We start from the raw sequence: 13,060 nt of genomic DNA on the forward strand, positions 1-13,060 counted from the left end.
GGGCAGGACGGACGACACGGGAGAGGGATGTGACGGCGACACCATCGCAGCCGAACTCGCCGATGGTGCCGCGTGCGCGGCGCCTGCCTCACCGCTCCGCCCGCCGCCGCACACCGGCCGCGGTCCGTGACGTCCTCACCCTCGCGGGCCTGCCGGTCCTCGTCGCGCTCGCGCTGCCCGCCGCGTTCGCCGGAGGCGGCACGCGCCGCTGGTTCGGCGGGCGGGCCGAGAGCCAGCGGGCCGAGGCACAGGCCGCGAAGGACGACGCCGCGGCGGCCTTCTACGAGCTGGACACCGCGCAGCGGGACCTGCGGATCTCGGTGGAGACGATCGCGGCCGTCGACTCCTCCCCCGCGGCCCGGCGCGCGGTCGGCGACTTCGAGGCGCTCGGCCGGCGCATCGACGAGGTCAGCCACCAGTACATCAACGCCGTCGACGCCCACGACCTGGACCGGGACGACCTGGAGGCGTCGGCCGCCTCCCGCGCCCGCACCGAACTGACCGCCGCCAGGACCGAGCTCGGCCGCGTCAAACAGGAGCTGGACCGCTTCGCCCAAGGACTCGGCCCCCTGCTCGGCAAGGCCGAGACCCAACTGGCCCGGCTGGCGCCCGCCGTCGAGCGGGCCCGGCAGGCTCTGCTCGCCGCCTCCAACGCCCTGGACACGGCACGCGAGTCCCGGCTGAAAGCGGACGACCTCGCCGCCCGGCTCGCCGCCCTCGGCCCGGAGCTGACCCGGCTGAACCAGGGCGCCGGACAGCACGGCGTGCCCCAGACCCTGGAGCGGGCCGAGCGGGTCACCCGGGAGGCCGAGTCGGTCCGCGCGGAAGCCGAGCGGCTGCCCGAACGCGCCGCCGAGACCGGCCACCGGCTGGTCTCCCTGCGCACCCGCGCCCAGGCCCTGACCACCCGCACCGAGCAGGTCGAACCGGTACTGAGCGAGCTGCGACGACGCTTCACCGCCGCCTGCTGGCAGGACCTGCAGCAGGTACCCGACCAGGCCGCCGAGTCGGTCCGGCAGGCCGAACGGAAACTGGCCGAGGCCCAGAGTGCCCGCGACGAACAGCGCTGGCCGGACGCCACCGCCCTCCTGTCGACGGTACGGGCGCTGCTGAACACGACCGACGAGGCGGTCTCGGCCGCCGGCGACCGCCTGCGGCAGCTGAACGCCGTGCAGAAGGACCCCCAGCAGGAGATCGAGCGCACCCGTTTCGCCATCCGGGACGCCCAGCGCCTGGCCATGGCCGGCCGCAACACCCCGGACCCCCGGCACGCGCGCCCGCTGGACGACGCCGTGGCACGGCTGGAACGGGCGATCGCCACGCTGGAGGGCCGGCACCCCGACTACTGGCACTTCCTCACGGAGACCGAGGAGGTCCGGCAGACGGTGGCCCATGTGGTCTCCCAGATCCGCGAGGAGCGCGGCGGCGGTCACTGATCGCCAATCACCGATCACCGACCGGCTGCCGGTGACCGTGCACGGCTCCTCCCGACCGGATTCCCGGCTTCACCCGCGGCGCCTGCCGTCCGGCCGGTTAACCTGTGTCCATGCCTCGCTACGAGTACCGCTGCCGGAGCTGCGGCGACACCTTCGAACTGAGCCGCCCCATGGCCGAGTCCTCCGCTCCCGCCGCCTGCCCGGCGGGCCACGACGACACGGTGAAGCTGCTGTCGACGGTCGCGGTCGGCGGCTCCTCCACCGGGTCCGCTCCCGCGCCCGCGCCGGGTGGCGGAGGCGGTGGCGGCTGCTGCGGCGGAGGCTGCTGCGGCTGACCGGGCCGGATCGCGCCTCCCGGCGCGTGACTGGGCCGTCTCCCCGGACTGCCTGGGGCGGCCCGGTTTCGGGCTCCCGTCGGCCTCCTTCAGCTGCCCAGGTAACGCAGCACGGCCAGCACTCTGCGTGAATAGCCCTCCCCTCCGGTCAGTTCCAGCTTGTCGAAGATCGCGTTGGTGTGTTTCTCCACCGCGCTCTGCGAGATGTGCAGCCGCCGCGCGATCGCCGCGTTGGTGTGCCCCTGCGCCATCTCCGCCAGCACGTCCCGCTCCCGCGCGGTGAGCCGGGCGAGCAGGTCGGTGTGGGTCGTGCGGCCGAGCAGCTGCCGGACGACCTCCGGGTCGAAGGCCGCGCGTCCGGCGGCCACCCGCTCCAGCGCGTCCAGGAACTCGTCGATCTGGACCACCCGGTCCTTCAGCAGATACCCCACGCCTTCGGTGTCACCGGTGAGCAGCTCCGTCGCGTACCGCTTCTCGACGTACTGGGAGAGCACCAGGACCCCCACCTCGGGCCAGCGCTCGCGTATCTCCAGTGCGGCGCGCAGCCCCTCGTCCGTGTGCGTGGGCGGCATCCGGACATCGGCGACGACCACGTCCGGCGGGTCCTCGGCGACCGCCTTCAGCAGCAGCTCGGCATTGCCCACGGCCGCGAGCACCTGGTGTCCCTCCTCCATCAGCAGCCGCACCAGGCCCTCCCTCAGCAGGGTCGAGTCCTCGGCGAGGATCAACCGCATGGCAGCTCCGCGGCCACGAGGGTGGGCCCGCCCGGCGGGCTGACCACGCTGAGGCTGCCGTCGAGGGCCGCGACACGTCGGGCGAGCCCGAACAGTCCGCTGCCGGCGGCGTTCGCCCCGCCGCAGCCGTCGTCCTGGACGCTCACGTACATCCGTTGCTCCTCAGCTCTGACAGCGACGCTTATCCGGGTGGGCGCCGCGTGCTTGACGGCGTTCGTGACAGCCTCGCAGACGACGAAGTAGGCGACGGTCGCCACGGCCTGCTCGGGCTCCCCGGCCACGTCGTACTCCACCCCCACCGGCACGGACGCCCGCTCGGCGACCGTCTCCAGGGCCGCGCGCAGCCCCGCCTCGTCCAGCGTGGTCGGGTAGATCCGCCAGGCCACCTCGCGCAGCTCGTCCAGGGCGCGGCGGCTCTCGTCGTGGGCCTGGGCCAGGAGCCGGTCGCGCCGGTCGGCGTCCTGACTGCGGCGGGCACGGCCGAGCAGCATGCCGAGTGCGACGAGGCGCTGCTGCACACCGTCGTGCAGGTCACGCTCGATGCGTCGCCGTTCGTCGTTCACCGCGTCGACCACGGCGGCGCGGCTGGCGGACAGCTCGGCGATGCGCCGCTCCAGCTCCTCCTGGTGGCGGGGGCCGAGGAAGTGGCGCGCCAGCTGCCCCTCCAGTCCCACCACGCCGAATATTCCCTGCACGGCGAGGAACACGAGGAAGAAGCCGCCCAGACTGCCGAGGACGAACGAACCGGGGTTGCGTATGCCGTCCAGGAGGAGCCAGCCGTACATCCCGAAGGTGCCGTACCCGAGGCCGATCGCGGCCGTCAGCATCACCACGCCGCCCAGGACTCCCAGGGCCCAGTGGCAGGCCACGTACCGCAGGGCCCGCACGTCCTCGTGCGCGGGCGTGATGCGAAGGTTCAGCCACATCGCCAGCCGGGCCCGCTCCAGTCCCGCCAGTGTCCGCGCGCCCGCGAGGACCGGGCGCAGGACGGCACGGCGGGCGGTGGGCCAGGCCGCAACCGGCAGGAGTGCCGCGCCGGCCAGCAGGGCGAAGAGCAGCTCGACGGCGGCCGTGGCGGTCCCCATGATCAGGCCCACCCCGCACCGCACTACACGTCGCGCCATGACTCGCATGATCGCGAGGCTAGCCGGGCGCCGGCCCGGCGCACACTGCGGAAAACCGCAATGTCCGCCTGCGGTACACCGCAAACGATCGTGCGGACTTCCTCAGGGTCCCTTCAGCTGCGATTTTCTAGCGTGGTCGGCATGACAGCCATCGCAGCGCAGACGGCCGCGGACAGCGGTGCCGCACCGCAGTGGATCAACGACCTCATGGACGCGCTCGGCGCACCGGGCGCGGGCCTGGCCATCGCTCTGGAGAACCTCTTTCCTCCCCTGCCGAGCGAAGTGATCCTGCCCCTCGCCGGGTTCGCGGCGAGCTCCGGCCGGATGAACCTGATCGCCGTCCTGCTGTGGACGACGGCGGGTTCGGTCATCGGCGCGCTCGCCCTGTACGGGGTCGGCGCCCTGCTCGGCCGGGACCGCACGGTGGCGATAGCGGGCAAGCTGCCGCTGGTGAAGGTGTCGGACATAGAGAAGACGGAGGCGTGGTTCCAGAAGCACGGGACCAAGGCGGTCTTCTTCGGCCGGATGATCCCCATCTTCCGGAGTCTGATCTCCGTGCCGGCGGGCGTGGAGAGGATGCGGCTGCCCGTCTTCCTCGCTCTGACCACGCTGGGCAGCGCGATCTGGAACACGGTGTTCGTACTCGCGGGCTACGCGCTGGGTGACAACTGGTCCGAGGTGTCGGGCATCGCCTCCACCTATTCGAAGGTGATCCTCGCGCTTGCCGCCCTGGCGCTGCTGGTCTTCATAGGCATGCGTCTGATGCGGCCCGGCGGCGGACAGCGCAGGCGGGGCCGCGGACGCGACGGAGGACAGGAGATACGTCCGCCAGCCGACGACGACGGCCACCCCGGCACCGGAGGTGGTGCCGGGGGACGTGGCGGCGGGGTCAGCGAGCCGGATTCGCCGCGCGGAGGAATTCCCGGAGAATCCGCTCACCGGCCAGCACGCCGCGCTCGGGCAAGGCGCTGATCGCCGGAGCCGTCCAGTCGGAGTCGGCCAGCTCACCGTGGCCGGGGCGCCACCCCCGGTCGGCGGCGAGCAGCAGGTCGGCGTCGAGGAGGGAGTCGCCGGCGGCGAGGGTGAGGTCGGCGCCGGTGCGGCGGGCGACCTCGCGCACGGCGGCGCTCTTGGTGAGGGGCTTGGGGACGGCGTAGATCTTCCGGCCCTGGAGGGACACGGTCCAGCCCCGGTTCTCGGCCCACACGGCGAGTTCCTTCACCCAGTCCTCGGGCAGCAGCTCGCGCTCGACCACGAGGTAGGCGAAGAGGTCTTCGGCGACCCGGTGCTTGCGGACCCACAGAGGGTCGGCGGTGTTCGTCAGGTGGTCGCGGATCTCGGCCAGCGAGGCGCATTCGTCGGCCAGCCGTGCGGTCACCCGCGCGTGCCAGTCGGGGTCGGAGACGCCGTCCACCAGCAGGTGGCCGCCGTTGGCGCAGATCGCGTACCGGGCGGGCGGGCCGGGGAGGTTGATGCGCTGGTACTGCGCACGGGTGCGGGTGGTCGTCGGTACAAAGACCGCCGCGTCGCCGAGTTCGGTCAGCAGTCCGGCGGCCGTCTCGGTCATGTAGGAGAGGGGTTTGCTCTGGTAGACCTCGACGCACAGCAGCCGGGGTGCCCGCAGGTCGGGCATGGTCAGCCCGAGCGCGGCGGCGGAGTAGATGAGCGTGCGGTCGAGATCGCTCGCGACGAGCACCGGCATCAGAGCGCCACCGCCTTGCCGTCGGCGCCGGTCGCGCCCCGCGTGTACTTGGGGTGGATCAGACCGACGCAGGTGTAGGGGAGGTCGGTGACCTCCTCGACGGGTACGCCCCGCTGCTCCGCCAGGAGGCGTACGTGGTCCAGGTCGGCACCGGCGCCGGCTCGCGCGAGTACTTTCCACGGGACTCGGCGCAGCATGACGCGGGTGGTCTCTCCGACGCCGGGCTTGACGAGGTTGACGTCGTGGATGCCGTACTCCTCGCTGATCCGCTCGACGGCGGCCCAGCCCTCCCAGGTGGGGCTGCGGTCGGCGGACAGGAGGTCTTTGACCTGGGCGTCGACCGTGTCGGCGACGTCCGGGAAGCGGGCGGTGACGGCGTCGAGGAAGGCCGTCGACAGGTCGGCGCCGGCGAGTTCGCGGTAGAACTTCGCGCCGTGGAAGTCGTGCGGGCCGACGAGGTCGGCGCGGAGCACGGTGCGGGATATCAGGCCGGAGACGGTGGAGTTGAGGCACGCGGAGGGGATGAGGAAGTCGTCCCGGGTGCCGTAGGCGCGCACGCAGGAACCGGGATCGGCCAGCACCGCGATCTCGGGGTCGAAGCCGGTGATGCCGTCGGTGGACTCGAAGTCGCGCAGGGCGGCGGCGAGTTCTCGGGTGATGGCGCCCTTGCCGGTCCAGCCGTCGACGAAGACGACGTCGGCGGGGTCGTGGCGGTCGGCCAGCCAGCGCAGTGCGTTGGCGTCGATGCCCCGGCCCCGGACGATCGACACCGCGTAGTGAGGGAGGTCGAGACCATGGCGGTACTGCGCCCAGCGGCGCATCAGGATTCCGACGGGTGTGCCCGCGCGGGCGAGGGACACCAGGACGGGGCGGGGGGACCGCTCCGTGAGCACGATCTCGGTGACGGCGCCGACGGCTCGGGCCAGGCGGGCCGCGGACGTCTCCAGCGCCGCGTGGAACAACTCCTGGTACTCCTCGCTGGGCTGGTACTCCACCGGCAGCGACTCCGCGTAGTGGGCGCCGCCGCTCTGGATGGCCTCCTCGCGCTCCTCGGTCGGAGCCTCCAGCGTCACGTCCGAGAGGTCCTGGAGCAGCCAGCCGACCTCTTCGGGGTCGTACGAGGAGAAGTCGGGGCCGCGCAGGGGCTCGGGCAGCATGGGGGGCCTTTCGGGGGCGTGCGAGGCATGAGGGGCTTGCGGGACGTACGACGGGACCACGGCCAGCAGGACGTGCGGGGAGTGGGCGGCGAGCCGGGCCAGCAGCCCGTCGGGCGCGTGGAGTGCGGGGGTGTCGGCGGCCGAGTCGACGACGGCGACGACGGCGTCGAATCCGGCGCCCGCGACGTTGTAGGCGTAGCGCTCGCCCGGGCCGTCGGCCGGATCGTCGTGCGCGGGGAAGACCAGGCGGGTGCGTATCGCGTAGCCGGGGTCGTCCACCGCGAGGACGGGAGAGCGGGTGGTGGTCGAGTAGCGCACGTCGGCATCGACCGCCTGCTCGAGCTCGCGGGCCAGGCGCAGGGGGGCGTACATCAGCTCTTCGAAGCCGAGGACGAGCACGCGCCGGGCGCCGGCGGGCAGCGCTCCGGCGATCCGGTCGGCCATGCCGGGCAGCGCCGCCTCCAGCCGTTCCCGGTGGACGGGCGTGAACCCGTGCCGTCCGCCGTCCGGTACGCCCGCGGGCCAGTGCAGGTCGACCCGCGCGACGGTCCCGGCGGGAGACGTGGAGGCCGGGGCGGGCGTTTCCGGCCCGGCGGCTCCCTGCGCGGACGCTCCCGCACGGCCCGGATCGGGTGCGGTGGCGCCGGCGCCGGTGTCGGTCACCTCGTCGCGGGCGGACCACGCGAGCCCGGATATCTCGGCGCCCCGGCTTTCGCCGGCCGGCCCGGCGGCGAGCGCCTCGTACCGGGCGACCAGTTCCTGCCCCTGCTGGAGGACGTCGTCCGGCAGCCGGACCGTGCCGGAGGCGGCCGTCACCAGGTCCACGCGGGCGCCGATCTCCCGGGCGAAGTCCTCCAGCCGGCCCGCGTCGGCGGGCGAGCGCATGTCGACCAGGGCCACGACGACGTACCGCTTGCGGGGGTAGCGCTCGTGCAGGGCGCGGACGGTGTTGAGGACCGTGTTGCCGGTGGAGAACTCGTCGTCGACGAGGACCAGCGGCCCGTCCCCGGCGAGCAGCGCCGGGTCCTCGGGCAGCAGCAGGTGGGAGGTCGCGTGCGAGTGGGACTCCTCGAAGCCGCCCGCGCGCGCCGCCCCTGCGACCGGGCGGCGGGTGGAGTGCAGGTACGGGGCGGTGCCGAGACCGTCGGCGACCGAGTGGCCGAGGCCGGTGGCGGTCTCCGCGTAGCCGAGGACGACGGCGCGCCGGGCGGCCTCGGCACCGAGCAGGTCACGGACGCGGCGGCCGAGTGCGATGCCGTGGCCGTGCACGACGGAGGGCGACTGCGGGACGTGCTTGCCGAGCACGTTGGAGACGAGCAGGTGCGCCCGCTTGGGGTTGCGGCGCAGGGCGAGTCCCAGCAGGGCGGGCAGTGTGTCGTCGCCGGTCAGTTCGACGCCGAGCCGCTCGGCGACCCAGCTGCCGGACCAGACTCCGGTGCGCTCGTCGGCGTGCGCCCTCTCGGTCATGTACTCGTGCCTCCCGTTGTCCACCGCGGTGTGGGCCCTGGCGTCGGTCATGGATTCCTTGCGTTCGGTCGGACGGGTGTTCGATCGGGCCGGTGCTCAGTCGGACAGGCCGGCGGCGAGCAGTTCCACGAAGCCGATGTCCTCGTTGGCCACCCCGAAGACCTCGGCGCGCAGCAGCGTCCGCTCGGCCCAGGCGCGGTGGGGCTTCACCTCGTTCATCTTGTTGGTGTACGCCGACCTCAGTACACCCCCGCCGCAGCGTTCCGGCCGCAGGATGTCCTGGGCGTCGCTGAACTCCTCGTGGCTGACCACGGACAGCGCGTGCACGGGCAGGACGTGCGAGGGGTGGATGCAGGTCTTGCCGAGCAGTCCGTTGGCGCGGTCCAGGGAGATCTCCCGCAGCAGACCGTCCATGGCGTGTTCGATGAGCTTCGAGCGCAGTTCCACGGCCTGCACTTCGAGGAAGGGGCTCTGCCGCAGTTGAGGCTTGAACATCCTCTCCTGGACGCGGAAGTACTCCCACACCGGTCCGGTCACGGTGAATCCGGTGCCGTCGGCCCTGGCCAGCATGTTCACCACGTCGGCGATCACGGAGGCGACGATCTGGACGTCGTACGCCGTCATGTCGGGGCCCCTGCGCAGCCCGTAGGAGGAGCAGAAGTCGGTCACGCCGAGGCGCAGGGCGAGCACGCGGTCGCGGTACTTGTCGACCGCGCGGAAGATGCCTTCCAGGGTCTGCACGCGGGTCTCGCGGTACAGCAGGTCGGGCGACTCCAGCACGGGCATGGCGAAGAGCCGGTGCGCGGTGGCGGCCTCGGCGGCGGAGAGGGCCTCAAGGAAGGGCATGCCGCGCGTCTCGGTGAACTTCGGCAGTACGAATCCGGACAGCAGCCGGACCGCCGGACCGAGGCGCCGTACGAGGTCGGGTATCTGCTCAGGGGTGCGGACCCGGACGAACAGCAGGGGAACGTCGACGTCGGAACGTTTCGCCAGGTCGTTGAGCCGGCGGACGAGATTTTCCTCGCCGACCGGTACGTCGGCGTCGTCGATCGAGTCCTCCAGGCACAGCACCATGGACACCACGCCCCGAGCGGCCTGCTTGAGGATGTCCTCGTCGAGTCTGGGCCGGGTGGCCGGGCTGTAGAGCGTCGCACCCAGGGCCGTGGACAGCAGCCGGGCCGGGGAGTCCGCCGTGAAGGTGCAGGGCTCCTGATGAAAGAGGCGCTTCCGCACTTCAGGGGCGATCTGTCCGAAATGACGCATGAATACTCCCCCGCGGTGTCTGGGCGACCTGTGAACTGTCCAAGGTGGCCGGTAATAGTACGTACGTGACCATGTCGGCGGTTCCCACCGGGCATGAATTCCAGGTAACCCGGCCATGTCGACGGCGGCGACCCGGGCAGCGCGGACACGATCCGAGTACCCGCCCCCGCGTTGTCGTGACCAGGACCGAGAAGGCAGGATGACGGCATGACGCACGCGATGCTGAAGGGATCGAACGTCCCGCTGCAAGCCACCACGGTACGCGCCGTGCTGCGCTGGGCTCCCGGGCAGGGGGTCCCCGACGTCGACGCCTCCGCGCTGCTGCTGGGGCCCGACGACCGCGTGCGCTCCGACGAGGACTTCGTCTTCTACAACCAGCCCCGGCATCCCTCGGGCCAGGTCTGGCGGCTCGGCAAGAAGCGGGTCGCCGAGGGGCTGACCGACACGATCCAGACAGACCTGACCGGGGTCGAGGCCTCGGTGGGCCGGATCCTGCTGGTCGCCTCGGCCGACGGCGTCGCCTTCGACCGGGTCACCTCGCTGCGCATCCTGCTGTACGACGCCACGGCCGGCGACGCGGAGCCGCTGGCCCACTTCGACGTCAAGCCCGAGACGGGCCAGGAGACGGCGCTGATCTGCGGCGAGCTCTACCGGCGCGGGGAGGGGTGGAAGTTCCGGGCGCTGGGCGAGGGGTACTCGAACGGGCTCAAGGGCCTGGCGACCGACTTCGGCATCTCGGTGGACGAGTCGGAAGGGGCGGACGACCCCGTGTCGGCCCCCCGGCCGGAGTCGTCCACGCACACACCCGCCCAGCCGTCCGCTCCCGCTCCCGCGGCGCCGGCGGTCGGTTCCGAGGAGCCGACGACGGTCCAGCCCCTCCCGGAGGTCTCCCGCCCGCTGCCCCCGGAGCAGCCCACGGGGGTCCCGGCGCAGCCCGCGTACGGCTACCCGCAGCAGCCGCCGCCGGTTCAGCCCGCCTACGGGTACCCGCAGGCTCCCGCGGCGGCGGGGGTCACCGGCGCGCAGTCCGGCTACGGTTACCCGCCGCCGGTGTCCGGGACGCCCGACCCGGACTTCCGGCTGCCGCCGCAGGGGCCGCAGTTCGTCGGACGGTAGGCGGCCGTCCCACCGGTCACCTCACCGGCCCGTTCCGCAGCCGGTTTCCTACCGCTCCGCCTTGCTCTTGTGCCCCCGGCCCCACTGCAGTCCCCACCCGTAGAGCCGGTCCAGCTCCCCCTGGAAGCCGTACACGAACTTCACCTCGCGGCGGACGAAGATCTCGTCCTTGACGTTTTCGATCATCACCACGGCGCAGGACCGGGCCTGGGGGTGACGCTCGTCGAGGCCTATCTCGATGCGGGGCCCGTTGCTCGGGTAGAGCGTCACGATGGCGTGGGTGCGGTCGAAGGCCGGCGTCTGGTCGTAGATGTAGGCGAAGAGGAGCAGCCGCTTGATGGCGTCCTTGTGGTCCAGGTTGACGTAGATCGTCTCGCCGGATGCCGAGCCGAACCGGTCGTCGCCGCTGAGCTTGACGTACGGCGGCCCGTTGACGTCGCCCAGGAAGCCGCCGAGCGGCTGGACGACCCCGCGGGTGCCGTCCTGGAGCTCGTAGAGGCAGCCGAGGTCGAGGTCGACGTTGACCATGCTCTGGCTGTGGCCCACGACCTCGGGGGGCTTGAGCGCCTTGAAGGGGTGGCGCAGCAGGCTCTCGCGCTGGGCGCCCATGATGTCCGAGGTGCGCATCCGCCAGGAGAGGTTGATGCGGAGATTGCCGGTCGCCGCGCCCTGTTTGGTCAGGGAGACCTGGCTGTGCCGTTTGGTCAGCTGGATGGAGTTGGTCGCCGCGCTGCCCGAGTCGAACTCGGACTCGCGACCGCGCCACAGACCGTCCAAGAAGCCCATTCCCGCCCCCACGTTCACTCGCACCGGCCGCGGACCGCCGACGGGGCGGCCCCGAGGAGTCGTCCTCGTCGGCCGCCCCGTCGAGAGCGTTCCTCACCCGGGCCGTGTTCACACCAGAGGTGCGGGCGCACCGGGAGCGAACCCGGCCCGGGAACAGAAGGGTTTCACACCCCGGAGGAGACCTCCGCCTTCTCCTTGCCGCCTTCTCCCCCGGCTGCGGCGAGCCGCTTGTTGCGGCGCACGGAGGACCAGAAGGAGGCGCCGATGAGGACGACACCGATCATGCCGGTGATGAACTCGTTGATCTCGTACTGGATGGTCACCAGGAGGACGATCGCCAGGGCGCCGATGGCGTAGTGGGCGCCGTGCTCCAGGTAGACGTAGTCGTCGAGGGTGCCCTCGCGGACCAGGTAGACCGTGAGCGAACGGACGTACATGGCGCCGATGCCGAGGCCGAGGGCCATCAGGACGATGTCGTTGGTGATGGCGAAGGCGCCGATGACGCCGTCGAACGAGAACGACGCGTCCAGGACCTCCAGGTAGAGGAACATGAAGAACGCGGCCTTGCCGGCCAGCTTGACGGCGGACTTGGGCTTGCCCGCACGCTCGGCCGCCTCTTCCGCCTCGTGCTCGCGCTCTTCCTCTTCCTCGAGCTTGTCCTCGAAGAAGCCGGAGAGGCCGCCGACGACCAGGTAGGTGATCAGACCGGCGATGCCGGAGAGCAGGACCGTCTCCGCCTTGTCGGCGTGGGTGCCGCCGTGCTGGTGGGCGTGGGCGCCGAAGGTGATCGCGGAGATCAGCAGCACGATCAGGGCGATGCAGACCGACAGCATGTCGACCTTGCCGAGCTTGGCCAGCGGGCGCTCCAGCCAGCCGAGCCACTTGATGTCCCGGTCCTCGAAGATGAAGTCGAGGAAGATCATCAGGAGGAACATGCCACCGAACGCGGCGATCGACGGATGCGCGTCCGTCACCAGTTCCTGGTAGCGGTCCTTGTCGGTCAGGGCGAGGTCGACGGCCTCGATCGGGCCGAGGGACGCGCTGACCGCGACGATGACGACCGGGAAGACCAGGCGCATGCCGAAGACGGCGATCAGGATGCCGATGGTGAGGAAGATCTTCTGCCAGAAGGCATTCATCTTCTTCAGGATCCCGGCGTTGACCACCGCGTTGTCGAAGGACAGCGAGATCTCCAGGATGGAAAGGATCGCCACGACACCGAAGGCGGCCCACCCCCCGTAGAAGATCGCGGCCACCAGGCCGAGCGCGGTGACCGCGAACGACCACCCGAAGGTTTTCAGAACCACTGGCTACCCAATCGTGTTTGTACGGGGCTCCCCCGCGCCGTACGCGGCTTTACGAAACGTTGACTCCGAAGTCTAGGGCGATGCCGCGGAGCCCCGACGCGTACCCCTGCCCGACCGCACGGAACTTCCACTCGCCCTGGTAGCGGTAGAGCTCTCCGAAGATCATCGCGGTCTCCGTGGAGGCGTCCTCACTGAGGTCGTAGCGGGCCAGTTCCTGGCCGTCGGCCTGGTTGACGACCCGGATGAAGGCGTTGCTGACCTGGCCGAAGGTCTGGCCGCGCTCGTCGGCCATGTGGATCGAGACCGGGAAGACGATCTTGTCGCACCGGTCGGGCACCGTCGCGAGGTCGACGATCACCGACTCGTCGTCACCGTCGCCCTCGCCGGTGAGGTTGTCGCCGGTGTGTTCGATGGAGCCGTCCGGGCTCTTGAGCTGGTTGTAGAAGACGAACCACTCGTCGCCGAGCACCCGGCCGCTGCTGCACGCCAGCGCGCTGGCGTCGAGGTCGAAGGGTGCTCCGGTGGTGGAGCGCGCGTCCCAGCCGAGTCCGACCAGGACCTGTGTGAGGTTCGGTGCGGCCTTGGACAGGGAGACGTTGCCTCCCTTGGCAAGCGTGACGCCCATGTTGCTGT

Annotated in this window: 12 protein-coding genes; 4 read left to right on the forward strand and 8 right to left on the reverse strand. The window is 71.5% G+C overall.

Annotated features, from left to right (window positions below):
- Nucleotides 1-29 precede the first annotated feature (29 nt).
- Both AMK11_RS02905 and AMK11_RS02910 read left to right on the forward strand, forming a co-directional pair.
- Complete coding sequence (locus tag AMK11_RS02905; protein WP_073722689.1) at nt 30-1,436, forward strand: hypothetical protein; 1,407 nt, start codon at nt 30-32, stop codon at nt 1,434-1,436.
- A gap of 110 nt (nt 1,437-1,546) precedes the next feature.
- Nucleotides 1,547-1,771 carry an FmdB family zinc ribbon protein gene (locus AMK11_RS02910; protein WP_073723898.1) on the forward strand — a complete coding sequence of 75 codons (225 nt, stop codon included), beginning with the start codon at nt 1,547-1,549 and terminating at the stop codon, nt 1,769-1,771.
- An 89-nt stretch (nt 1,772-1,860) separates the two neighbouring features.
- Here AMK11_RS02910 and AMK11_RS02915 read toward each other — a convergent pair whose 3' ends face one another.
- Both AMK11_RS02915 and AMK11_RS02920 read right to left on the reverse strand, forming a co-directional pair.
- A complete protein-coding gene (locus tag AMK11_RS02915; protein WP_073722691.1) occupies nt 1,861-2,505 on the reverse strand; it encodes a response regulator transcription factor in 645 nt (214 codons plus the stop codon).
- Entirely contained in the window at nt 2,496-3,638 is a 1,143-nt protein-coding gene (locus AMK11_RS02920) for a sensor histidine kinase (protein WP_198941286.1), read from the reverse strand. The genes AMK11_RS02915 and AMK11_RS02920 overlap by 10 nt, the downstream gene beginning before the upstream one ends.
- A 132-nt stretch (nt 3,639-3,770) precedes the next feature.
- On the opposite strand from AMK11_RS02920, the gene AMK11_RS02925 reads away from it, so the two are divergent.
- Nucleotides 3,771-4,601, forward strand: coding sequence for a DedA family protein (locus AMK11_RS02925; RefSeq protein ID WP_073722695.1), 831 nt, complete (start codon nt 3,771-3,773; stop codon nt 4,599-4,601).
- Here AMK11_RS02925 and AMK11_RS02930 read toward each other — a convergent pair.
- From AMK11_RS02930 to AMK11_RS02940, 3 genes are all read right to left on the reverse strand, one after another.
- Entirely contained in the window at nt 4,519-5,331 is an 813-nt protein-coding gene (locus AMK11_RS02930) for an HAD family hydrolase (protein WP_073722697.1), read from the reverse strand. The genes AMK11_RS02925 and AMK11_RS02930 overlap by 83 nt on opposite strands.
- Entirely contained in the window at nt 5,331-7,955 is a 2,625-nt protein-coding gene (locus tag AMK11_RS02935) for a phosphoribosyltransferase (protein WP_073723900.1), read from the reverse strand. The genes AMK11_RS02930 and AMK11_RS02935 overlap by 1 nt, the downstream gene beginning before the upstream one ends.
- A 96-nt stretch (nt 7,956-8,051) precedes the next feature.
- Complete coding sequence (locus AMK11_RS02940) at nt 8,052-9,218, reverse strand: HpcH/HpaI aldolase/citrate lyase family protein (protein ID WP_073722699.1); 1,167 nt, start codon at nt 9,216-9,218, stop codon at nt 8,052-8,054.
- 207 nt (nt 9,219-9,425) lie between these two features.
- Here AMK11_RS02940 and AMK11_RS02945 point away from each other — a divergent pair, with 207 nt between their 5' ends.
- On the forward strand, nt 9,426-10,334 hold the full coding sequence (locus AMK11_RS02945) for a TerD family protein (RefSeq protein WP_073722701.1): 909 nt from the start codon (nt 9,426-9,428) through the stop codon (nt 10,332-10,334).
- A 48-nt stretch (nt 10,335-10,382) separates the two neighbouring features.
- Here the strand turns inward: AMK11_RS02945 and AMK11_RS02950 are convergent, their stop codons facing one another.
- From AMK11_RS02950 to AMK11_RS02960, 3 genes are all read right to left on the reverse strand, one after another.
- On the reverse strand, nt 10,383-11,120 hold the full coding sequence (locus AMK11_RS02950) for a TerD family protein (RefSeq protein ID WP_073722703.1): 738 nt from the start codon (nt 11,118-11,120) through the stop codon (nt 10,383-10,385).
- Nucleotides 11,121-11,284: 164 nt separating this feature from the next.
- Complete coding sequence (locus AMK11_RS02955; RefSeq protein WP_031020227.1) at nt 11,285-12,427, reverse strand: DUF475 domain-containing protein; 1,143 nt, start codon at nt 12,425-12,427, stop codon at nt 11,285-11,287.
- Nucleotides 12,428-12,476: 49 nt separating this feature from the next.
- Nucleotides 12,477-13,052, reverse strand: coding sequence for a TerD family protein (locus tag AMK11_RS02960; protein ID WP_073722705.1), 576 nt, complete (start codon nt 13,050-13,052; stop codon nt 12,477-12,479).
- Nucleotides 13,053-13,060: the final 8 nt, after the last annotated feature.

The sequence above is a fragment of the Streptomyces sp. CB02414 genome (genome assembly GCF_001905385.1).
In the GTDB taxonomy this organism is placed as follows: Bacteria; Actinomycetota; Actinomycetes; order Streptomycetales; family Streptomycetaceae; genus Streptomyces.

What these genes read in the sequence shown, in the direction of transcription:
- AMK11_RS02920 (WP_198941286.1), bottom strand. Translation starts at nt 3,638, where the DNA reads ATGCGAGTCATGGCGCGACGTGTAGTGCGGTGCGGGGTGGGCCTGATC.
- AMK11_RS02935 (WP_073723900.1), bottom strand. Translation starts at nt 7,955, where the DNA reads ATGACCGAGAGGGCGCACGCCGACGAGCGCACCGGAGTCTGGTCCGGC.
- AMK11_RS02925 (WP_073722695.1), top strand. Translation starts at nt 3,771, where the DNA reads ATGACAGCCATCGCAGCGCAGACGGCCGCGGACAGCGGTGCCGCACCG.
- AMK11_RS02930 (WP_073722697.1), bottom strand. Translation starts at nt 5,331, where the DNA reads ATGCCGGTGCTCGTCGCGAGCGATCTCGACCGCACGCTCATCTACTCC.
- AMK11_RS02945 (WP_073722701.1), top strand. Translation starts at nt 9,426, where the DNA reads ATGACGCACGCGATGCTGAAGGGATCGAACGTCCCGCTGCAAGCCACC.
- AMK11_RS02940 (WP_073722699.1), bottom strand. Translation starts at nt 9,218, where the DNA reads ATGCGTCATTTCGGACAGATCGCCCCTGAAGTGCGGAAGCGCCTCTTT.
- AMK11_RS02915 (WP_073722691.1), bottom strand. Translation starts at nt 2,505, where the DNA reads ATGCGGTTGATCCTCGCCGAGGACTCGACCCTGCTGAGGGAGGGCCTG.
- AMK11_RS02960 (WP_073722705.1), bottom strand. Translation starts at nt 13,052, where the DNA reads ATGGGCGTCACGCTTGCCAAGGGAGGCAACGTCTCCCTGTCCAAGGCC.
- AMK11_RS02910 (WP_073723898.1), top strand. Translation starts at nt 1,547, where the DNA reads ATGCCTCGCTACGAGTACCGCTGCCGGAGCTGCGGCGACACCTTCGAA.
- AMK11_RS02950 (WP_073722703.1), bottom strand. Translation starts at nt 11,120, where the DNA reads ATGGGCTTCTTGGACGGTCTGTGGCGCGGTCGCGAGTCCGAGTTCGAC.